Origin of the sequence: Nonomuraea sp. NPDC049129 (assembly GCF_040648495.1) — a bacterium.
Lineage (GTDB): Bacteria > Actinomycetota > Actinomycetes > Streptosporangiales > Streptosporangiaceae > Nonomuraea.
Window position 1 is genome coordinate 162291 of sequence record NZ_JBEZDU010000017.1, and the last position, 19234, is coordinate 181524.

Here is a 19234-nt window from a genome sequence, read left to right on the forward strand (position 1 = left end):
CCACGTGCCGTGCGGACTGGGAGGCGAGCCCCAAACCCGTCCAAACTCAGTGGCCACCGGGTGACCCGTTCCTCCGTTAGAGTCTTGGGGAACGGGCATGCCGGGCGGAGGATCTGGTCGGTTGAGGCAACACGGCAACGAAGGCGAGAGGAAAGCGACGTTGGGGCAGCAGGGGCGCTCCGCAGGCACTCCGCTGACGCCGGAAGACCCGTCGGCGATCGGCCCCTATGAGCTGATCAGCCGCCTCGGCTCGGGCGGCATGGGCACCGTCTACCTGGCCAAGGCCGCCGACGGCGTACAGGTCGCGCTCAAGGCGATCCGCCGCGATTACACCATGGACCCGGTCTACCGGGCGCGCTTCCACGAAGAGGTGTCCAACGCCCGCAAGGTCGCCTCGTTCTGCACGGCCCGCGTCCTCGACCACGGCGAGCACGACGGGGTCCTCTACCTCGTCACCGAGTACATCGAGGGCATCTCCCTCGAGAACCACCTGATCGAGCACGGCCCGCTGACACCGTCCGTACTGCACTCGGCGGCCGTGGGCGTGGCGGCGGCGCTGACCGCGATCCACGCCGTCGGCCTGGTGCACCGGGACCTCAAGCCCGCCAACGTGATGCTGACGCTGGGCGGCCCGCGAGTGATCGACTTCGGGCTGGCCCGCTCGTCCCACGTCTCCACCCGCCACACCAACGCGGGCATGGTGATGGGCACGCCCGGCTGGATCGCTCCCGAGCAGGTCTTCGAGGGCCGCACCAGCCCGGCCGGCGACGTGTTCGCCTGGGGATCGCTGATCGCCTACGCCGGGCTCGGCGGCCACCCGTTCGGCGAGGGCGACGCCTACGTCATGGCGGCGCGCGCCCGCACCGCCCCGCCGGACCTGCGCGGCCTGCCCGCGCCGCTCGACCGGCTGGTGGCCGCGGCCATCCACCCCGACCCCGCGCGCCGACCGGCGGCCAAGCAGCTCCTGCTCGAACTCGTGGGCGCGGCCGACGAGCCGGCCGCCCAGCTCGCCGCGACCCGCCATCTCACCAGCTCGTGGAACCCGTCGGAGTTCCCGCCGCTGGCCGAGTTCCCGAACAATCCGCAGGTACGCCAGGCGCCGCCGGGCTGGACCCCGCCGCCGCAGGGCCACCAGCCGTCGGCCCACCAGCCGTCGTCTCACCAGCCTCAGGCGCACCAGCAGACCGGTATGGGGCCGCTGCCGGGACGCGGGCCGGCACCACACCCGCCCGCCCAGGCGCCGCCCCCGCCGCCGCCCCGCCAGTCACCTCCTCGCCAGGCGCCACCCCATCAGGCATCGCCCCGCCAGGCATCGCCGCCTCCTGGTCCGGCGAGCCAGGGACCGCCATCCCTCCAGACGGGACAGGTGCCACTCTCCGCTCATCAGACGGGACAAGTGCCGCTTTCCGCCCATCAGACAGGGCAAGCGCCACTGCCGCCTGGGCCGAGGGGCCCGGTGGCGTTCCCGGTCAAGCGGAAGAGGAGCGTGTTCACCGGCTGCGTGACCGCCATCGTGGTGGCCATCGTGCTGTTGGTGCTGCTGCTGGCCGTACTGGCGTGGGCGCTCAGGTCCCCCGACCCGGTCGGCGCGGACAGCCCGGCGCAGGACGGGAAGCTGAAGTTCGCGGTGACGGGCACCAAGTGCCCCAAACCGGCCAAGGGCGCAAAGCAGCGCACCTGCCAGGTGAGCCTCAAGGTCAACAACATCGGCCAGGAGGCCAGGGTCCTCTACCCCGGCCAGCAGAAACTGCTGGACGAGGACGACGCGTTACACGGCGGCACCAAGCTGCTCGACAAGGCGGGCGCCGAGGTCACGCCGGTCCGCATCGGGCCGGGCCAGTCCTTCAGCGGCGCGCTGCTGTTCGAGCTGCCGAAGGAGGCCCAGCCCGCGGGACTGGAGCTGCATGACTCCGGCCTGAGCACCGGAGTGCGGGTCAGGCTCGATTAGTGCTGTACGAGGCGGGGTCGGAGATATCGACCTTCGACCGATCGGGCAGCGCGTACGTCGCGACCAAGCCGATCACCGCACCGATGATCATGAACACGGAGATGGCCTGCCAGCCGTAGTCGTGCAGCAGCCAGGTGGCGATCAGCGGTGCCGGTCCACCCGCGATGACGGAGGCCAGCTGATATCCCAGCCCGGCACCCCCGTACCGCAGACTGGTCGGGAAGCTCTCCGCGATGAGCGCCGCCTGCGGACCGTACTCCATGGAGTGCTGGAGCTGCGTGACCATCATCGTGACCAGGATGACGACGGCGATGCCGGTGTTGAGCAGCGCGTAGTAGGGGAAGGCGATCACCGCCAGCAGCGCGGCCCCGATGAGGTAGAGCCTGCGGCGGCCTATTCGATCGCTGAGATGCCCGAAGTACGGGATCGCGAAGAGCTCGACGGCCGCCGCGGCGCTGACGGCGGCGAAGGCGAACGTTCGCGACATCCCGATGGTCGGGGACGTGATGTAGGTGATCACGAATGTCGTGTAGAGGTAGAACGGCATCTGCTCCGGGATGCGCAGGAGCGCGCTGAGCAGGACCTCCTTCGGGTGCTTCTTGAGTACCTCGACCACCGGCAGCTTGGCCACCTGCCTGGTCTCGAGGAGCTTGGCGAACAGCGGCGTCTCCATGACCCGCAACCGCACCCAGAGACCCACGGCGACCAGCACCAGGCTGGCCAGGAACGGAATCCGCCAGCCCCAGTCCTTGAACGAGTCGCCGGCCGCGAGAGCCACCAGCGACATCGCGCCGGTGCCCAGTATGAGGCCGATGGGCACACCGACCTGCGGCCAGCTGGCCATCAGGCCGCGCCTGCGCTGGTCGCCCCACTCCATCGACAGCAGCACCGAGCCGCTCCACTCGCCGCCGACCGCGATCCCTTGCAGGATGCGCAGGACGACGAGCAGGATCGGCGCGATCACGCCGATGGTGGCGGTGCCGGGCAGCACGCCGATGAGCGCGCTGGAGACGCCCATCATGACAAGGGTGATGATGAGCGTGGCCTTGCGCCCGATGCGGTCGCCCCAGTGCCCGAAGATCGCCGCGCCGACCGGCCGGGCGGCGAACCCGACCGCGTACGTGGCGAAGGACGCCAGAACGCCCGCATAAGGGGTGGACTTGGGGAAGAAGACGTCGGCGAACACGGTCGCCGCGGCCGTGCCATAGAGAAAGAAGTCATACCACTCGATGGCCGTACCGACGACACTCGCCGTCGCCGCTCTCCTCACCTGGGATTGGTGCTCCGCGGCTGGTAACCCGTGATCGTGCGTCACCTGCGCCTCCTCAGCCCGGACCGGGACTCCCAGTGTGATCCGGCTCACACGTCACCCGGTTTGCGCCATGCGTACCCGGCTGGCGGGGGGCGAACACTGGATTTGTCAGATCGTTAGCGACAAATGGTGCCTTTCTGGTGTCGGACGACATCTGTTGCGGCCTCGTCGCCGAAGGCATAACCGCTTTCACGTACCCCACTCGACGCGGTACGGCCCAGCACCCCTCCTCGGGAGCTCATCGCCATGGGCTGCGACGAGCTGCTCCTCCACACGTACGACGTCTCCCGCGGCCTGGAGACGGAGTTCGTCCCTTCGGAGGAAATCGCCCTGGCGACGCTGCGCCGCCTGTTCCCGTGGGCTCCCGAGAGAGCCGGGGCCGGGGAGGGCCTGCTGTGAGCCAACGGCGGAGCCGACCTACCAGGTCAGGACCGCCTTTCCCGTGTCGCTCGCCTTCTGGCTCAGGTGGTAACCCGGGCCAGCACTATGCCGCCGATGATCAGGGCGAGCGCCGCCATCCTGCCCACCGACACCGGGTCGTCGTTGACGACGATGCCCAAGGTGATCGCGCCGACGGCGCCGATGCCGGTGAAGACGGCGTACGCGGTGCCGACCGGCAGCGCGTTCATGGCCTGGGACAGCAGCCAGACGGCGGCGACCATCAGGACCAGGCAGATCAGCGTGGGCAGCGGCCGGGTGAAGTTGTGCGTCGGCTTGATGCTCTGGGACCACGCCACCTCGATCAGCCCGGCCAGCAACAGGATCAGCCAGTTCATCGGGCCGCCTCCTTGAGCGCCGCGGCCAGTGACTCCTCGTGCCGCTCGCGCAGGTGCGCCAGCGCCGGGTCGAGGCGGGCGTTGACCAGCTCCGCGTGAATGAACGTCACGTCCTCGACCCGGAAGTGGCCCTTGAAGAAGTCGCGCAGGTAGCGCTCCTGGTGGTCGTATGGCTCGCGCGGCGTGCCCGGACCGTACGCGCCGCCGCGCGCGCTGGTCACCACGAACGACCGTCCTTCGAGCGACATCTTGGGGAAGGTGATCTGGTCGAGCCAGGCTTTCAGCGCCGAGGGGATGGAGTAGTTGTACATCGGCGTACCGATGAGGATCACCTCGGCCGCGACCACCTCGTCGAGCAGCGGCTCCACAACGGCCCACGCCCGGCGCTGAGCAGGGGTGCGAACCGCCTCCCGATAGCGCGAGATGTCGGTGATCTCGTGCCGCAGGATGTGGTCGCACAGCTCGGTCCATGCCTCGCCGATGTGCGGCACGGGTTGCGCGGCCAGGTCGCGGTAGACGTAGCCGGCCTGCGGGTGGGCGGCCCGCCAGGTCTCGGCGTACACGTCGGACAGCCTCCGCGAGAACGACGCCCGGCGGGCGCTGGCGTCCAGGTGCAGCAGCATGCTCTCTCCTCATCACAGATATGTGGACACACTGTCCACTTAACTATAACCGGACGTCATGTCCACATACAATGGGGCGCATGGAGAGAGCCGACGCCGCGCGCAACCGGGCACGGATCCTCGAGGCGGCCGCGTTGCTGTTCACGGAGCGGTCTCCGCAGGACGTGACGATGGAGGACATCGCCAAGGCGGCCGGGGTGGGCCGGGGCACGCTTTACCGCCGCTATCCGGACCGGGCCTCGATCGCCGTCGCGCTGCTCGATGAGCACGAGCGGGACCTGCAAGAACGCCTGCTGCGCGGCGAGCCCCCCCTGGGCCCGGGCGCGCCACCCGCCGAGCGGCTGGCCGCCTTCTACGCCGCCATGGTGCGCCTGCTGGAGGACCACTCTCACCTGGTGCTCGGCTCGGAGGTGGGCCGCTCCCGCTTCGAAACCGGCGCGTACGGCTTCTGGCGCGCCCACGTGCACGCACTCCTGGTCGCCGCGGGCACGCCGAGCCGGGACGGGCTGGTCGACCTCCTGCTCGCCCCCCTGGCCCCCGAGGTGTACGGCTACCAGCGCGCGGTGCTCGGCCTCACCCCGGAGCAGATCACCCAGGCGCTGGCCAGACTCACCAGGATCCTGACCCCAGGGCCCCCGTAAGCCGTGGCCTTCCACGGACGCGCGAGCCGGCTCGGGCGGCCCCAGGGAGACCTCCTTGGAGCCTTCTCGCACGGGGCCTCGTCACCGGGGGCGCCGGACCGGCTCCTGTTCTGGCGCGGTGGCCACGGTCATATAGCCGCGACCAGTCGTGGACGCATAGGCGGCATAACCCAGGGTTCCGCTCTGGTTCGTTCCCCGGACGATGTTGTTGACGTTGACCCGGCCGACGATCGCTCCGGTGTCCCGCGAACAGATCACCAAGCCTTCATGGACCGGCCGGGCATCCAGGGGCGGTGCAGCTCGGCGCTCTCCCGAACCAGGGCCGTATATTGCTCGTAGTCCTGGAGGGAGAGGTGACGAATGGCCACGCGTGGCCCCTGGGCAAGGTAGGTCGCAGAAGACATCCGTGAGATCTTACGCAGCCTCAGGCGATCCCCGAGTTCCACGCCCAGGCCGCGATCCCGACCCGATTGGCCGCTCCCACCTTGCGCTGGATGTTGGCCACATGCGTCTTCGCCGTGCCGGCGCTGATGAACAGCTCGGCGGCGATCTCACCATTCGTACGCCCATGCGCGACCAGCCGCGCGATCTCCATCTCTCGCTCCGTGAGCGGCTCCCCCGGCGGCTCCGGCCGGGCGGCACGGAGGTGGCGCAACAGCCGTACGGTGACCTGCGGGCTGATGAGCGTGTCCCCGGCCATGGCGGCACGGATGGCCTCGACGAGCAGCGTCGGTCCCGACCGCTTCAGCAGAAACCCGCAAGCACCGTTGCGTAGTGCCGTGTGCACATAGTCATCGAGGTCGAACGTGGTCACCACGATCACCCGCGTCTCCGGCGCGAGCACCCTGGTGACCTCAAGTCCGTCGAGCTTGGGCATGCGGATGTCGGCCAGTACGACGTCGGGCTTGAGATGCCGGGCGAGCCCGACTGCCGCCTGCCCGTCAGCCGCCTCCCCCACGACCGTCATGTCGGGCTGCGAGTCGAGAATGAGCCGGAAGCCGATCCGTACGTCATCTTGATCGTCCGCGATCAGAACCCGAGTCGTCACGTCACCGCCCCCACCAACCGGATACCACCGACACCGCCCGGACACATGTCCTTGCCCCCTTCCAGCCGCGTGTACGTCATATAACCCTCCCACTCCGACCCGCGGCTCCGGACTCAGACGGGGACGGCCGCCGTGACGCGCCAGCCCGCACCGTGGGGACCCGCGGAAAGGGAGCCGCCGACCGTCCCGAGCACCTCGGCGAGTCCCGCCAGGCCGAAGCCGCCGTTGCGACGGTGTTCAGCGAAACGACTCCCGCCACCGCGATCGTTGCCCTCCGGCAGGCCAGCGCTGCCATCGTCGTCCACCCGGATGCGGACCATGTCGCCGTCTCTCGTCACCGCGATGTCGACAGTGGTCGCCCGCGGCGCGTGCCTGCGTACGTTGGTCAGCGCCTCCGTCACCACCCGGTAGACGGTTGCCGACGCCTCGCGGGAGATCTGCTCCGCCTCGACGGCGAGATTCACTCGGACGGTCGGCGAGAACCCGTCGGCCAGTTCCCGCAGGCCGTCGATGCCGGGGAAGGGGCCTCTGGCAGGTTCGTTGAGCATGTGGACCGTACGGTCGAGCGAGGTCAAAGCCCGCTGGCCACCCTCCTCGATGCGCCGCAGGGCGTCCTCGATCCGCGGCGGCAGCTCTGGTGCGAGCCGGGCGGCCTGGGCCTGTACGAGCATGCCGCTGACATCGTGCGCCACGAAATCGTGCAGGTCACGCGCCAGAGCGAGCCGCTGATCCCGTACGGCCTGCGCCACCGCCCGACGCCGGTTGCCATCGAGCGAACGCAGATAGAGCCCGGCCGCGGCGACCCCGACCGCCCCCAGCGACCAGCCCGCGCAACCGGCCAGTATCAGCGAGGGCGGGCCGGGCCAGACCATTCTCAGCAGGATGGTCGAAACCGCGAGACCGGGGACGAGAGCTGCGAGAGGCGCGCGGCGGCCCGCGAGCATCGTCAGGGCGAGCAGCGCCGGCACCTCGATCAGCAGCCAGAAGGTGGTGTCTCCACGGGTGCCGGTCAGCGGATGGTAGGCGGTGATCGCCAGGGAGACCGCTCCCCCGCCCACGGCCGAGTACGCGGGAGGGACGCGCGGCCGGAACGCCACCACCAGCGCGCACAGCTGCAGCACCGCACCGATGAGGTTCACGATGTCGACCCTAGAACGCCTCGGCCGTACGGACAGCAGGAGCTACCTCACGGCCTGATGCTTTCGGGGAACCCGGTCCAGCGCAGGCCGGTCGGAAGGTGACTCATGTCGTTGACCATCACGATCGTGGGCGGCAGGCCGTCGCGGTACTCGATGACCGTCAGTGCGGTGTTGGCGCTGTTCAGGCCGAGCCATCGGGCTGGCGGCGCGTCCAGCGCGTGCCGCACCAGCCACGCGATCGGATAGGCGTGCGTCACCAGGACCTCGTGCGTGTCACGCCGAGCCCCTTGTGCGGTCGTCTCGGGAACCTTCGCGAACCGGGCGACCAGGGCCTCGGCGAGCTTCTGGCCCGAGGCCGCCTCCGCGTCGTCGTAGCCGTCGAAGAAGCCGGCCCAGGACGGGGGCGTTTCGGCCGTACTGGGAACGTAGGGCACGTGGTCGATGAGTTCGGCGGCCTCGGCCACGGGCACGTTCGGTAGATGCCGGGCGAGTTCGTGCGCGCTCGCTACGGCGCGTGGCAGCGGAGAGTGCCACACGGCGTCGACCGGTACGCCGGCGAGCCGTTCGCCCAGCAGGCCCGCCTGCTGGTGCCCGATGTCGGTGAGCTCCCCGAACGCGTTGGCCGCGCCGTGGCGTGCCAGGTAGAGGTGTCGCGTTGCCATGAGTGGTCAGGGGCGCGGTGCCCGTGCGGGCCCGCTTCCCATCTCCTTCGATGTGGATCCGTAGGTGTGGGTTCGGTGGCGGGATGCCTGGGTGGGCTCGGCTCTTGGCCTGACGTAGACCGGCCAGGGACGGAAGTGATCAGTCACGCGCGTGCCGCCGTGACGGTGCCGTTGGTGCCGTCGAGGGTGATGACGGTGTCGTCGTGGAGCGTGCTCGTCGCGTTCGGGATGCCGAGGACGGCGGGGATGGCGTGCTCACGAGCGACGATCGCGGCGTGGGAGAGCACGCCTCCGGTCTCGGTGATGACACCGGCGGCGACGCGCAGCAGCGGCGTCCAAGCGGGGTCGGTGAAGGGGCAGACGAGGATGTCGCCCGGGCGCACGCGCGCGAAGTCGCCGGGGCCGCGGACGATTCTCGCGGTGCCGGTTACGATCCCGTGGCTGCCTGGCGTTCCGGTGAGCGTGCCGGTTACGGTCCCGTGGTGGCCCAGGGTTCCGGGGGGCGTGGCGGCTGGGGTGTGCGAGGCACTGGAAGGCGAGGTCGCCGGTGGGGGTGCGGCGGTGACCGGCCGTGCTTGCAGAATCCAGACGCGGCCGTCGACCATCGCCCACTCGATGTCCTGTGGTCCACCGCGTACGGCCGCGATGTCTTTGCCCAGCTCGGCCAGCCGCGTGGCCGTCGCGTCGTCGATCGCCGGCTGGTCCCGGGTACCAGTAGGCACGTCGCTGATGACGAGCCGCGTGCCGTGCCGGTCAAGGCGGGTCCGTTTGTCCGCGACGCTACGGGTGACCGACCCGTCCTCGGCGACGCGGTAGGCGTCTGGGGTTACCGTGCCTCCGACGACGCTGGGGCCGAGCCCCCAGGACGCCTCGATCTGGGTCGCGTCGTCCGGGCCCGCGGGTGTGAACATGACCCCGGACACCTCGGCATCCACATGGCGTTGGACGAGGACGGCCATCACAAGATCGTCGGACGGCTGGCCGTGGCGCCGGTAGCCGATGGCACGTGCGGAGAACAACGAGGCCCAGCAGGCACGTACGGCATCGGCGACCTCACCGGCTCCGCGCACGGCGAGAAAGCTCTCGTACTGACCGGCCGCCGATGCCTGGCCGGTGTCCTCGTCCGCCGCCGACGATCTGACCGCCACGGGCGGATCGCCGAGCTCGTCGAGTGCGCGGCGTAGCGCATCGACCACGGTGGCGTGGACCGGGCGGGACTCAAGCACCTGCCGCGCCACGTCCGGCTCGCCGGCGAACCGCCCGAGGTCCAGGTCGCGGACGGCGGCGAGGTAGGCGGCGTACGAGACGACGAAGCCGTCAGGAACCGGCAGGCCCGCGCGGAGCAACGCGCCGAGCGCGCCGGCCTTACCTCCGCAGGTATCGGCGGCAGCCTCCATGAGGGGTACGATCATCCACCCTTACCTTTCAACAAATGATTGACAACGTTTTGTTGATTGTGCAGGGTAAGTGCATGCCACGCAAGCAGGACATCGCTCACAACATGCAGACCGATCACGTACAGGCCCGCCGCGAGCAGGACGCGCGTGAGCGTCTCCTGGATCTGGGCGCAGATGAGCTCGACGCCCGTCCATGGCGACCCTCGCCCGCCCCGCTGTCGGCGGTCGACCTCGTGCAGTTCGCCGTCTGGCGCAACGCCGACCTGGACCCGGAGGACGTCCTGAGCGCGCTCGCCCTCCTGCCCGCCGCACGCGCCGAGGTCGAAGGACTCGAAGCCGGCCTGCTGTTCACGGCCCGGAGCGCGGGGCTGACCTGGGCACAGATGGCGCAGGCGATGGGGTTCAACTCCCCGCAGGCATGCCAGCAGCATTACACCCGCCTGGCAGGACGATCGGACGCCGGCTCATGACACGGGACTCCGCGACCGATCTCCTGGTCCTGCACTCCGTACGCATCACCGGGTTCGCGGACACCCCGGTGATCGCTTATCGGTACGGGCTCGACGCGGCCGAGACGAAAGAGGTGCTGCACGACGCCGAGGCACGTGGGTGGGTCGAGCACACCGCCTTCGCCGGTAGCGGAGGTTGGTCGTTGACCGAAACAGGCCGAGCCGAGAACGAGCGCCTGCTCGCGGCCGAGCTCGCCCGCGTCGGCGGTGCCGACGAGGTCCGTGACGCCTACCGCGAGTTCCTCCCGCTGAACGCCCTCCTGCTACGAGCCTGCACCGACTGGCAGCTCCGGCCCACCGCCGGTGACCGGCTCGCCGCCAACGACCACTCCGATCCCGTCTGGGATGCCCGGATCCTCGACGAGCTCGCCGGCATCGACCGTGCGCTCCTGCCACTCGCGGACCGGCTCCGGGGCGTACTCACCCGGTTCCGCGGATACGACGCACGATTCGGCGCGGCCCTGGCGCGCGCCCGAGCCGGGCAGGGCGCCTGGGTCGACCGCACCGATGTCGACTCCTGCCATCGTGTCTGGTTCGAGCTCCACGAAGACCTCATCGCCACGCTCGGCATCGACCGCCACGCCGAACCCTGACCCCGCGCTCCGCCGCCCCGCATCCGCGATGACCCTCGGGGCGCCGGTCAGGCGCATCACCGGCTTAGGACATGCTGTGGGGCCCAGCGCTACGCGATGGCCTCACGCGCCCGGATGGCCTGCCGACGGTCTGGTTGAGGTGTTACCCGCGGAGTCCGTCCGCGGAGCACTCACCATGGGACGTATGGATCGAGCTTTGGCCATGGACAAGAGGGGGAACGCGCTGACGGCGTTCCTGCCAGCCACACGAGTCCCCGGCATGCCGGACGACGCGCCGATGCCGGCAGCTCTGGTCGTGGTCTGGTACGGCCGGCACCTGCTGCTGGTCTTCGACCGCTTCCGTCAGCAGTGGGAACTACCAGGCGGCCGGATCGACCCTGGCGAGACTCCCCTCCAAGCAGCCGTACGGGAACTGCGCGAGGAGAGCGGCCTGCACCTGCCCACCCTCACCCTCGCGGGATACGCACGCTTCTGGCTGACCACCCCGCCGCACAACGAATACGCCGCCGTCTACACCACCCATGCCGCCACCCGCCACCACGACTTCATCCCCAACCAAGAGATCAGCGCCATCTGCTGGTGGGACACGACCAACCCTCCCCCCAGCAACACCCAGATCATCGACACGACCCTGGCCCAACACACCAAACGACTGAACTCATAAGACGCACACGAAGACGGCCGCACCCCGGCGCCCGCTCGGGTCGCTCTCGAAAAATTCGTGGCTGCGCCTTTCCCCGGGTTCGGGTCACGACCGTCAGGCCTGTCCAGGTGATCGCGGAGGTGGCGAGCGCCGGTGAAGGTCGCCGCACGCTGCTCAGAGGCTGCGAAGGACCGAGACCACGATGCCCAGCACCACGGCGCCGTCGCCGTCGATGATGTCGTAGACGGGATTGCGCGGTTCGAGATAGACGTGCCCGTCGCGGCGGCGGTACACCTTGACGGTGGCCTCGCCGTCGATCATCGCGGCGACGATCTGGCCCGAATGCGCCTCGGGCTGCTGCCGTACGACGACGATGTCGCCGTCGCAGATCGCGGCGTCGATCATCGAATCGCCCCGCACCCGCAGGCCGAACACGTTGCCACGTCCGGTGAGGTCACGGGGCAGGGTCAGTGTGTCGTCCATGTACTCGTCGGCCGGGATGGGAGTGCCCGCGGCGATGTCCCCGACCACAGGCACGGTCACCAGGTCCCCTGCCGGTTCCGGCGCCGAGGCCCCCAGGAACAGGCGTACGTCGATCGGCCGGGTCATCGTCGTGCCCCGGTGGAGGAACCCTTTCTCCTCCAAGCTCCTCAAGTGCTTGGACACCGACGAGGACGACCGCAGCCCGACGGCGTGGCCGATCTCGCGGGTGCTCGGAGGGTATCCGTATCTGACCACCCAGTCCCGGATCGTGGCCAGGATCCGTTGCTGGCGCTGCGGCAGCGCCGAAGCGCCCAGGTGCTCGAACGTGTCATGGCCGTCGTAGGTGGTCACGTGCGAAATGTTAAGGGTTTCTCCGCCCCGCAGGCGTGGGCGGCCATCCGCGCGACGATCGGATCGATGGTGGACGAAGTCGCCGTCCGCTCGCCGGAGATGCCGCTGCTTCAATGTGGCTCCCGTTCCTGACCGGTCGCCGGTGCCTCGCGGTAGTGTGAACGCCGCTCCTTTTGGCCCGTGCCCACGGAGATCACCCAAGACGGACGCGCACAGGAGGCATGGTGGGCCTGCGACTGGCGGCCGTCACCCTGGTGATGGTGGCATTGACCGGATGTTCGGTCGTCTCGGCTACCGGCCGCGAGCCCGGCCCGACTGATCGCGTCACCTCCCGGCCCAGCCCGAGTGACAGTACCCCGGTGGCGACGCACCCCAAGGGCCGCTGGCGGGTGGTCTACCGGCAGAAGGGGCTGGACTACGGTGCCGACTTCCTGGACATCGCGGCCACGGGCGCGGCCGACGCGTGGGCGGTCGGTGAGCGGACGTTCGGCACCGACGGCCACGAGGCGTTACTGGTCCACTGGGATGGCAAGCATTGGCGACGGCTGACGAAGGAACTGCCGAAGCAGGCCCGGTACGTCACGCTCACCAAGGTAGACGCATCGGATCCCGGCAACGTGTGGGTGATCGCCGAGGACAAGGAGGGCGGTGAGTCCGGGCTGCTGCGCTTCGACGGGCGGCGCTGGTCGTTCATCCCCGATCCGGTGATCACGTCCGAGGGGGATACCGCGAGTCCGTCAGAGGTGGTCGCGCTGGGTGGGGGGAAGGTGTGGGCGCTCGGTGACGGGTGGGCGCGGCACTTCGACGGGCAGCGCTGGACCAGTCAGGCGATCCCCATCGCGACGTACGCGGCCGTCGCCGTGTCGCCGCAGGACATCTGGGCGGTCGGCGAGGTGGACCCGCTGCCGGACGACGGCTACGTGCAGTCGGAGCCCGCCGTCGCGCGCTTCGACGGCCGCGCCTGGCGACGCGTACCGCTGCCCGCGCCGTCGCTGCCCTCGCCGTCGGAGCCCACGCCGTCGGAGCCCACGTCGTCGCTGCCCTCGCCGTCGCCGTCCGGCTCGGTCGACTCGCGGGTCTTGGCGGTGCTGGCCGTGGCCGCCGACGACGTGTGGGCCGTGGGCGGCTACGAGACGTCGGACGGCGCGTTCCGCCCTCTGTCCTACCGGTGGAACGGCACGGCCTGGCGGGCGGTCGCCATCGACGGCGGGCAGTTGACCGGGATCGCCCGCGACAGTGATGGCGTGGTGTGGGTCGCCTCCCGGAAGTCCGTCTCCGAGGACGCGAAAGACGCCTACCGGCTGCTGGCCGAAGCGGGCGGAAGGTGGTCGCGGGTCACACCTCCCGCCCCCGTGACCGCGATGACCGCGCTCCCCGGCGGGAAGCCGTTGTGGGCGATCGGCCGGGACGCGATCACGGAGTATCGCTAGCGCTCGGCTCCTTCGCGCGGCTCAGCGGGGCGGGTCCGGTGAATGGCGTCATGGCCGAGCGCGCGGGTCAGCACGGGTGGGGTCGGTGACCCCATCCTGGCCGAGCGCGCGGCTCAGCAGCGTGGGCTCGGTGATCGGGGACTCGTGGGTGCCGAGGACGGTGCAGGCGTGGGCTCCGGCGGTGGCGCCGAGCCCTACGCGCTGCTCCAGGGGTAGTCCGCGCAGAGTGCCGTACAGGAAGCCAGAGACGAACGCGTCGCCCGCGCCGTTGCTGTCGGCGACCGGACCGGGCAGGGGCGCGGCCGGGAAGGCGCGCAGGGGCGCGTCGCGGGTGAGGACCAGGCAGCCGTCGGCGCCGCGCGTGCAGACGACCGTGTGGGCGCGGCCGCGTTCGATGATGACGGCCATGGTGGCGGCCGGGTCGGCGAGCGCGGCGGCCGAGAGGAAGACGAGGTCGGAGCGGTAGGCGAAGTCCTGGTGGTAGTCGTCGACGCCGTTCCAGTCGTGCAGGTCCGTGGAGACGGGCATGTCCAGGTCCGGGTACACATGGCGGCAGAAGTCGGTGATCGACACGTGCGCGTGCCGCGCGCGCACGCCCTTGTAGAGGTGGCTCGGGAGCCGCTCGCCGGGCGTGGCCCTGGGGTCGAACAGCGAGGTGCGGCGGCCGTCCGGATCGACCAGCAAGACGCTGCGCCGGGTGCCCGCCCGCGCCGGCGCCCAGATGAAGTCGAGGCCGCGCAGCGCGTGGCGGATCAGCGCGCCCTGCGGGTCGTCACCGATCAGGTCGGCGAACGTGACGTCGAGCCCGAGCGCCGCACAGCCGAGCGCGACACCGGCGCCGGTGTTGCCGATCCGGTCGATCACGGGCGGTACGGAGTAGGTGTCCTCGTACGGGAGGGGCAGCGCGGGCACGTACACGGTGGTGTCGACCCCGGCGCCGCCGAGGACCAGGACATCGCGCATCATCGGCGCTGGAGCGAGTAGAGCGGGCGTGCCCCGGTCATCGGTTCACCAGCGGGCCGGAGCCCGTGGAGCCGCGGACCACCAGCTCGGGCTGGAAGACGAGCTCGACGTGCTTGGCGGGCGCCCCGTTGACCTCTTCGAGCAGGGTCTGCACCGCGGCCGTGGCCATCGCGCCGATCGGCTTGCGTACGGTGGTCAGCGGCGGATCCGTGAACGCGATCAGCGGCGAGTCGTCGAAGCCGACCACCGACACCTCGCCCGGCACGGCCAGCCCCTTCTCGCGGCAGGCGCGGATCGCGCCCAGCGCCATCAGGTCGCTGGCGCACACTATGCCGGTGCAGCCGCGCGACAGGAGCTGCATGGCCGCCGCCTGCCCGCCCTCGACGGAGAACAGCGAGTGCGCGATCAGCTCGTCGACGGCGTTCGTGCCGAGCAGCTGGGCCATGGCCTGCCGGTAACCCTCGATCTTCCTGATCACGGGTACGAACCTGCGCGGCCCCAGCGCCAGCCCGATCCGCTCGTGTCCGAGGTCCACGAGATGCTGTACGGCCAGCCGCGCGGCGAGCCGGTCGTCGGGCGAGATGAACGGCGCGTCGATGTGCTCGCTGTAGCCGTCGACCAGCACGATCGGCAGCCCGCGGTCGGTGAGCCTGGTGTAACGGTCCATCCGCGCGGTGGTGTCGGCGTGCAGCCCCGACACGAACACGATGCCGCTCACCCCGCGGTCGACCAGCAGTTCGGTGAACTCGTCCTCGGGCGCGCCGCCCGGCAGCTGCGTGCAGAGCACGGGCGTGTAGCCGTGCTGGGTCAGCGCCTTCTCGATGGACTGGGCGAACGCCGGGAAGATCGGATTGTCCAGCTCGGGGGTGACCAGGCCGACGAGCCCGTTGCTGCGCTGCCGCAGCCGGGGTGGCCGTTCGTAGCCCATGAGGTCGAGCGCGGTCATCACGGCCTGGCGGGTGGCGACGGAGACGCCGGGCTTGCCGTTGAGCACCCGGCTGACCGTGGCCTCGCTCACCCCGGCCTGGACGGCGATGTCGGCGAGGCGCGCGTGACCGGTCATGCGCGCCACTTTACTTTCCACCGGGCCGCCGGATGTGACGCGCGCGGGACGTCGGGGGCGGCGAAGCCGCGCCTGTACACGGAGTACGTCACAGCCTCGCGCCACCCCTGATCATGCTCCGCAGCCCCTAAGACGGTCCCGACAATGAAAGCTCTTGCCGCAATTTCCCGCAAGCCCTTCCAAGTCACGATTTTTCCGGATGTTTCCGCCATCGGATGCCCAAAACCCCTAGCCGAAACCCGATTGGGCAGAGATCTTTTATGACAAGGGTGGACATGTGGCGTTAAGGCGCGATGTACTACCCCTTCAATCAGCCCCGTCACAGGTGACACGTGCGCAAGGTGTTGGGCCCATGAGCTCGGTCGTTCTCGACAAAGTGACCAAGGTGTACCCGGGTAGCTACCTGGCGGTAGACCGACTGAGCCTGAAGGCCGAAAATGGCGAGTTCCTCGTTCTGCTCGGCCCCTCCGGCTGTGGCAAGTCCACGCTGCTGCGGATGATCGCGGGCCTCGAGGAGATCACCGAGGGGGACCTCTGGCTGGACGGCCAGCTGGCCAACAACCTGGCGCCGCGTGACCGCGACGTCGCCATGGTGTTCCAGAACGGCGCCCTCTACCCGCACAGGACCGTACGCGGCAACATCGCCTTCCCCCTGGAGATCGCCAAGTCGGACCCGGCACAGGTACGCGAGCGCGTCACCGAGTTGTCCAAGGCGCTGCACATCGACGACACGCTGGAACGCCGCCCGGGCACCTTATCCGGCGGCCAGCGTCAGCGCGTCGCGATGGGACGGGCGATCGTCCGCCAGCCCAAGCTGTTCCTCATGGACGAGCCGCTGTCCAACCTCGACGCCGGCATGCGCACCGAGCTGCGCATGGAGATCTCCGCCCTGGTCAGGTCGCTGAACGTCACCACCATCTACGTGACACACGACCAGGTCGAGGCGCTCACGCTGGCCGACCGGATCGCCATACTCAACCGCGGCGTCCTGCAGGACGTCGGCACTCCGGCGCAGATCTACAACGACCCGGCGACGGCGTTCGTGGCGGCCTTTCTCAACTCCCAGCAGCTGAACCTCCTGGCCGCGACCGTCCGGACGCCGCAGAACCAGTACGTCATGCTCGACTTCGGCCCGCACCGGCTGACGCTCCCGTGGAGCGATCCCCGCGCCTACGCCATCTCCCAGCACACCGGCGGCCAGGTGCTGGTCGGCCTGCGCCCCGACGGCCTGGCGCCCGTGCCCGAGTCGTACGAGGGGCCGTCGTTCTTCGGCCGGGTGCGGGCGCTGGAGTACCACGGCCACGAGTGGCTGGCCTACATCGAGTGCGGCGTCCCGGCCGTACCGGTGCCCGAGCCGCCGGACCGGCGTGCCCAGGTCAACGGTCGCAAGGACCGCTCCGCCGGACTCGGCGGGCTGGTCCGCCGGATGTTCTCCAACCGCGAGGAGCGGGAGGAACAAGAACAGGTCGGTCAGAACGTCGGCAGCGGCATCCACCGCCGCTCCGACATCATCGTCCGCCTGGGCGGCCGCCCGGTCTGGCGCGCCGGTGAACCGGCCAAGGTGGCCATCGACCAGAGCCGCCTGATGATCTTCACCCCGGACGGCGCCCGCATCGACCCACCCCGCCGCTGACCGCGTCGGCGCGATCTTCGGCGGCCACTGCGCCATCTGGGCGGCCAATGAAGGTCGTCTGCCGGTACCCCTTCTCGGCGAACAGCTCCGCCGCCGCGTCGAGGATCAACTCGCGACTCTCGTTGCTGGTCTGCTCTCGTCGTGTTGTCACTGAGTTTCCCGCACCCGGCGGCCCGGCGCCCTGGAACGGCTGGTGCGGCATGGTCACCGGTGAGGGCCGCGATCGGGCCCTTCCGCCACCTGATCGTGGACCCGGCATTGATTCGACCGATCGGACGCAGCCGGCGAAGGAGCGCATCGTGAAGGTCGGAATGATCGCAAGCCACCATCCGCACGCCTCCCACCGAGAGGAGTTCATCGCACGTGTGCACCAGGTCTCCGTGAGATCGTCCGGGTCGTGGCCGCCTGATCGGGAGGAGCGAACACGGAGGGCCGGCCCATGGGCCGGCCCTCCGTGTTCGAGCCCTTGGCTCCCTAGCAGGCGCCCCGCACGTTAGGCAAGAGGCACCCGGTGTCGAACGTGCCCGGGATCGACGCCGTGACGCCATTCGTGTCATCGGTGATCTTAACGCTCGTGTAGGTCACCTGCGCGATCTCCAGGCTCTGTCCAGGCGGACAGGAGAAGGTCCCCGCCGATGGCGGGAGGATCGCGAGCGAGGCCGTCACCTGGCCGTTCCTGCCGGAGCTGAACGTGCCGGTCGCGGTCACCTCGCCGGAGTTGACTTGCTTGTTCTGGGCACTGGGATTCTTCCCGCCCCGGTTGACGCAGACGTACGTCGCCGTCGAGGTCGCACTCGCGACGTAGTCGATGTTCTCGTTGGTGCCGAGTCCGGCTTCCTTGAACGAGACGATCAAGTTCGTACCACCCAGCTGGGCGCTGGCTGAAACGAAGTGCGGGCTTACAGCCTGCGCGGGTAGTGCCGCCGCGACAAGCAGGGCCAGCGGCGTAGAAACGAGGATCGAGAGTCGCTTCATGGGAACTCCTCAGGCGTTGCTCTACACTGAATTCGGGATTTTGGCATTTGCCGACATGAGGTGCAGGGAAGAGTCACTGTTCGACAGAAGTGCGAATTACCTGCCGATCAGACCGAAACGCCAACAATGTCATTCGACCTGAGCAAGTTCTGTTTCCTTTCAGGGATACCAATTCCGATGTGTTGGAAATTGTCCGCTTCGATCAGAAACGCTCGTTCCAGGTCGCCCATTGCCTGGCGTTCGACATCGCCTTGATTTCCTCGCCATCAGGACCCCAAACGGAGATGATGCACACTTGCCACTCCGCTTGTCATTTAATTGAAATGCTCACCCAGCCGCCCTACTTCGGCCGCTAATATACTCTCTGCGCCGCTAGGTATAATAATGTAAGCCATATTGCCCTATATAGTCGGCGTGTCCGCTGCGCGATAGTTGTCCGCTATCAAACAGCGGAGGACCGGCCCACAGGCCGGTCCTCCGCGCTCGAGCCCTTGGCTCCCTAGCAGGCACCCTTCACTTCAGGCAACAGGCACCCAGTGCCGAACGTGCCCGGGATCGACGCCGTGACACCATTCGTGTCATCGGCGATCTCCACCTCCTTATAGGTCACCTGCGCGATCTCCAGGCTCTGTCCAGGCGGACAGGAGAAGCCCTCCGGCGACGGCGGGAGGATCGCGAGCGAGGCCGTCACCTGGCCGTTCCTGCCGGAGCTGAATGTGCCGGTCGCGGTCACCTCGCCGGAATTGACTTGCTTGTTCTGGGCACTGGGATTCCTCCCGCCCCGGTTGACGCAGACGTACGTGGCCGCCGCGCTCGCCCTCGCGGCATAGTCGATGCTCTCGTTGGTGCCGAGTCCGGCTTCCTTGAACGAGACGATCAAGTTCGTACCACCCAGCTGGGCGCTGGCTGAAACGAAGTGCGGGCTTACAGCCTGCGCGGGTAGTGCCGCCGCGACAAGCAGGGCCAGCGGCGTAGAAACGAGGATCGAGAGTCGCTTCATGAGAACTCCTCAGGAGGGCCGGTAGGGCTATGGACGCTGCAGAGG

Annotated in this window: 20 protein-coding genes; 8 read left to right on the plus strand and 12 right to left on the minus strand. The window is 69.2% G+C overall.

Annotation, left to right across the window (positions count from 1 at the left end; all coding sequences use genetic code 11):
- Positions 1-160: 160 nt before the first annotated feature.
- Positions 161-1948, plus strand: coding sequence for a protein kinase (locus AB0B64_RS40645; RefSeq protein WP_358184703.1), 1788 nt, complete (start codon positions 161-163; stop codon positions 1946-1948).
- Here AB0B64_RS40645 and AB0B64_RS40650 read toward each other — a convergent pair.
- The gene (locus AB0B64_RS40650) at positions 1935-3218 is read right to left on the minus strand and encodes an MFS transporter (protein ID WP_358184706.1); all 1284 of its coding nucleotides are present in this window, start codon (positions 3216-3218) and stop codon (positions 1935-1937) included. The genes AB0B64_RS40645 and AB0B64_RS40650 overlap by 14 nt on opposite strands.
- 288 nt (positions 3219-3506) lie before the next feature.
- Between AB0B64_RS40650 and AB0B64_RS40655 the strand changes: the two genes are divergently transcribed.
- Positions 3507-3659 (plus strand): hypothetical protein, encoded by a 153-nt coding sequence (locus AB0B64_RS40655; RefSeq protein ID WP_357952630.1) that lies wholly within the window; start codon positions 3507-3509, stop codon positions 3657-3659.
- Between the two features lie 62 nt (positions 3660-3721).
- Here the strand turns inward: AB0B64_RS40655 and AB0B64_RS40660 are convergent, their stop codons facing one another.
- Together AB0B64_RS40660 and AB0B64_RS40665 are read right to left on the minus strand one after the other, a co-directional pair.
- Entirely contained in the window at positions 3722-4036 is a 315-nt protein-coding gene (locus AB0B64_RS40660; RefSeq protein WP_357952629.1) for a multidrug efflux SMR transporter, read from the minus strand.
- Positions 4033-4659: an NAD(P)H-dependent oxidoreductase gene (locus AB0B64_RS40665; RefSeq protein ID WP_357952628.1), complete on the minus strand. Its 627-nt coding sequence runs from the start codon at positions 4657-4659 to the stop codon at positions 4033-4035. The genes AB0B64_RS40660 and AB0B64_RS40665 overlap by 4 nt, the downstream gene beginning before the upstream one ends.
- An 80-nt stretch (positions 4660-4739) precedes the next feature.
- Here AB0B64_RS40665 and AB0B64_RS40670 point away from each other — a divergent pair, with 80 nt between their 5' ends.
- On the plus strand, positions 4740-5300 hold the full coding sequence (locus AB0B64_RS40670; RefSeq protein ID WP_357952627.1) for a helix-turn-helix domain-containing protein: 561 nt from the start codon (positions 4740-4742) through the stop codon (positions 5298-5300).
- A 424-nt stretch (positions 5301-5724) separates the two neighbouring features.
- Here AB0B64_RS40670 and AB0B64_RS40675 read toward each other — a convergent pair whose 3' ends face one another.
- From AB0B64_RS40675 to AB0B64_RS40690, 4 genes are all read right to left on the minus strand, one after another.
- On the minus strand, positions 5725-6348 hold the full coding sequence (locus AB0B64_RS40675) for a response regulator transcription factor (RefSeq protein WP_357952625.1): 624 nt from the start codon (positions 6346-6348) through the stop codon (positions 5725-5727).
- A gap of 113 nt (positions 6349-6461) precedes the next feature.
- Positions 6462-7487: a histidine kinase gene (locus AB0B64_RS40680; RefSeq protein ID WP_357952624.1), complete on the minus strand. Its 1026-nt coding sequence runs from the start codon at positions 7485-7487 to the stop codon at positions 6462-6464.
- A 47-nt stretch (positions 7488-7534) separates the two neighbouring features.
- The gene (locus AB0B64_RS40685) at positions 7535-8149 is read right to left on the minus strand and encodes a histidine phosphatase family protein (protein ID WP_358184709.1); all 615 of its coding nucleotides are present in this window, start codon (positions 8147-8149) and stop codon (positions 7535-7537) included.
- 143 nt (positions 8150-8292) lie between these two features.
- Complete coding sequence (locus tag AB0B64_RS40690; RefSeq protein WP_358184712.1) at positions 8293-9561, minus strand: PEP/pyruvate-binding domain-containing protein; 1269 nt, start codon at positions 9559-9561, stop codon at positions 8293-8295.
- Between the two features lie 59 nt (positions 9562-9620).
- Here AB0B64_RS40690 and AB0B64_RS40695 point away from each other — a divergent pair, with 59 nt between their 5' ends.
- From AB0B64_RS40695 to AB0B64_RS40705, 3 genes are all read left to right on the plus strand, one after another.
- Entirely contained in the window at positions 9621-10016 is a 396-nt protein-coding gene (locus AB0B64_RS40695) for a DNA-binding protein (protein WP_358184715.1), read from the plus strand.
- On the plus strand, positions 10013-10648 hold the full coding sequence (locus AB0B64_RS40700) for a transcriptional regulator (RefSeq protein WP_357952620.1): 636 nt from the start codon (positions 10013-10015) through the stop codon (positions 10646-10648). The genes AB0B64_RS40695 and AB0B64_RS40700 overlap by 4 nt, the downstream gene beginning before the upstream one ends.
- Before the next feature lie 184 nt (positions 10649-10832).
- Positions 10833-11312 (plus strand): NUDIX hydrolase, encoded by a 480-nt coding sequence (locus AB0B64_RS40705; protein WP_358184718.1) that lies wholly within the window; start codon positions 10833-10835, stop codon positions 11310-11312.
- 153 nt (positions 11313-11465) lie between these two features.
- Here the strand turns inward: AB0B64_RS40705 and lexA are convergent, their stop codons facing one another.
- Entirely contained in the window at positions 11466-12125 is a 660-nt protein-coding gene (gene lexA, locus AB0B64_RS40710) for a transcriptional repressor LexA (RefSeq protein WP_357952618.1), read from the minus strand.
- Positions 12126-12346: 221 nt separating this feature from the next.
- Here lexA and AB0B64_RS40715 point away from each other — a divergent pair, with 221 nt between their 5' ends.
- Positions 12347-13555, plus strand: a complete 1209-nt coding sequence (locus tag AB0B64_RS40715) for a hypothetical protein (protein WP_357952617.1) — start codon at positions 12347-12349, stop codon at positions 13553-13555.
- Between the two features lie 48 nt (positions 13556-13603).
- On the opposite strand, the gene AB0B64_RS40720 is transcribed toward AB0B64_RS40715, so the two are convergent.
- Both AB0B64_RS40720 and AB0B64_RS40725 read right to left on the minus strand, forming a co-directional pair.
- On the minus strand, positions 13604-14521 hold the full coding sequence (locus AB0B64_RS40720) for a PfkB family carbohydrate kinase (RefSeq protein WP_358184721.1): 918 nt from the start codon (positions 14519-14521) through the stop codon (positions 13604-13606).
- A gap of 34 nt (positions 14522-14555) precedes the next feature.
- A complete protein-coding gene (locus tag AB0B64_RS40725; protein ID WP_358184723.1) occupies positions 14556-15581 on the minus strand; it encodes a LacI family DNA-binding transcriptional regulator in 1026 nt (341 codons plus the stop codon).
- A 352-nt stretch (positions 15582-15933) separates the two neighbouring features.
- On the opposite strand from AB0B64_RS40725, the gene AB0B64_RS40730 reads away from it, so the two are divergent.
- Positions 15934-17214 carry an ATP-binding cassette domain-containing protein gene (locus AB0B64_RS40730; RefSeq protein WP_357952614.1) on the plus strand — a complete coding sequence of 427 codons (1281 nt, stop codon included), beginning with the start codon at positions 15934-15936 and terminating at the stop codon, positions 17212-17214.
- A gap of 474 nt (positions 17215-17688) precedes the next feature.
- Here AB0B64_RS40730 and AB0B64_RS40735 read toward each other — a convergent pair whose 3' ends face one another.
- Together AB0B64_RS40735 and AB0B64_RS40740 are read right to left on the minus strand one after the other, a co-directional pair.
- Positions 17689-18189 carry a hypothetical protein gene (locus tag AB0B64_RS40735; RefSeq protein ID WP_357952613.1) on the minus strand — a complete coding sequence of 167 codons (501 nt, stop codon included), beginning with the start codon at positions 18187-18189 and terminating at the stop codon, positions 17689-17691.
- A gap of 499 nt (positions 18190-18688) precedes the next feature.
- Positions 18689-19189, minus strand: a complete 501-nt coding sequence (locus tag AB0B64_RS40740) for a hypothetical protein (protein ID WP_358184726.1) — start codon at positions 19187-19189, stop codon at positions 18689-18691.
- Between the last annotated feature and the right edge of the window lie 45 nt (positions 19190-19234).

Coding starts and splice junctions, on each gene's coding strand:
- AB0B64_RS40695 (WP_358184715.1), top strand. CDS start 9,621: ATGCCACGCAAGCAGGACATCGCTCACAACATGCAGACCGATCACGTA.
- AB0B64_RS40740 (WP_358184726.1), bottom strand. CDS start 19,189: ATGAAGCGACTCTCGATCCTCGTTTCTACGCCGCTGGCCCTGCTTGTC.
- AB0B64_RS40735 (WP_357952613.1), bottom strand. CDS start 18,189: ATGAAGCGACTCTCGATCCTCGTTTCTACGCCGCTGGCCCTGCTTGTC.
- AB0B64_RS40685 (WP_358184709.1), bottom strand. CDS start 8,149: ATGGCAACGCGACACCTCTACCTGGCACGCCACGGCGCGGCCAACGCG.
- AB0B64_RS40705 (WP_358184718.1), top strand. CDS start 10,833: ATGGATCGAGCTTTGGCCATGGACAAGAGGGGGAACGCGCTGACGGCG.
- AB0B64_RS40725 (WP_358184723.1), bottom strand. CDS start 15,581: ATGACCGGTCACGCGCGCCTCGCCGACATCGCCGTCCAGGCCGGGGTG.
- AB0B64_RS40660 (WP_357952629.1), bottom strand. CDS start 4,036: ATGAACTGGCTGATCCTGTTGCTGGCCGGGCTGATCGAGGTGGCGTGG.
- AB0B64_RS40665 (WP_357952628.1), bottom strand. CDS start 4,659: ATGCTGCTGCACCTGGACGCCAGCGCCCGCCGGGCGTCGTTCTCGCGG.
- AB0B64_RS40670 (WP_357952627.1), top strand. CDS start 4,740: ATGGAGAGAGCCGACGCCGCGCGCAACCGGGCACGGATCCTCGAGGCG.
- AB0B64_RS40655 (WP_357952630.1), top strand. CDS start 3,507: ATGGGCTGCGACGAGCTGCTCCTCCACACGTACGACGTCTCCCGCGGC.
- AB0B64_RS40690 (WP_358184712.1), bottom strand. CDS start 9,561: ATGATCGTACCCCTCATGGAGGCTGCCGCCGATACCTGCGGAGGTAAG.
- AB0B64_RS40715 (WP_357952617.1), top strand. CDS start 12,347: ATGGTGGGCCTGCGACTGGCGGCCGTCACCCTGGTGATGGTGGCATTG.
- AB0B64_RS40730 (WP_357952614.1), top strand. CDS start 15,934: ATGAGCTCGGTCGTTCTCGACAAAGTGACCAAGGTGTACCCGGGTAGC.
- AB0B64_RS40720 (WP_358184721.1), bottom strand. CDS start 14,521: ATGATGCGCGATGTCCTGGTCCTCGGCGGCGCCGGGGTCGACACCACC.
- AB0B64_RS40700 (WP_357952620.1), top strand. CDS start 10,013: ATGACACGGGACTCCGCGACCGATCTCCTGGTCCTGCACTCCGTACGC.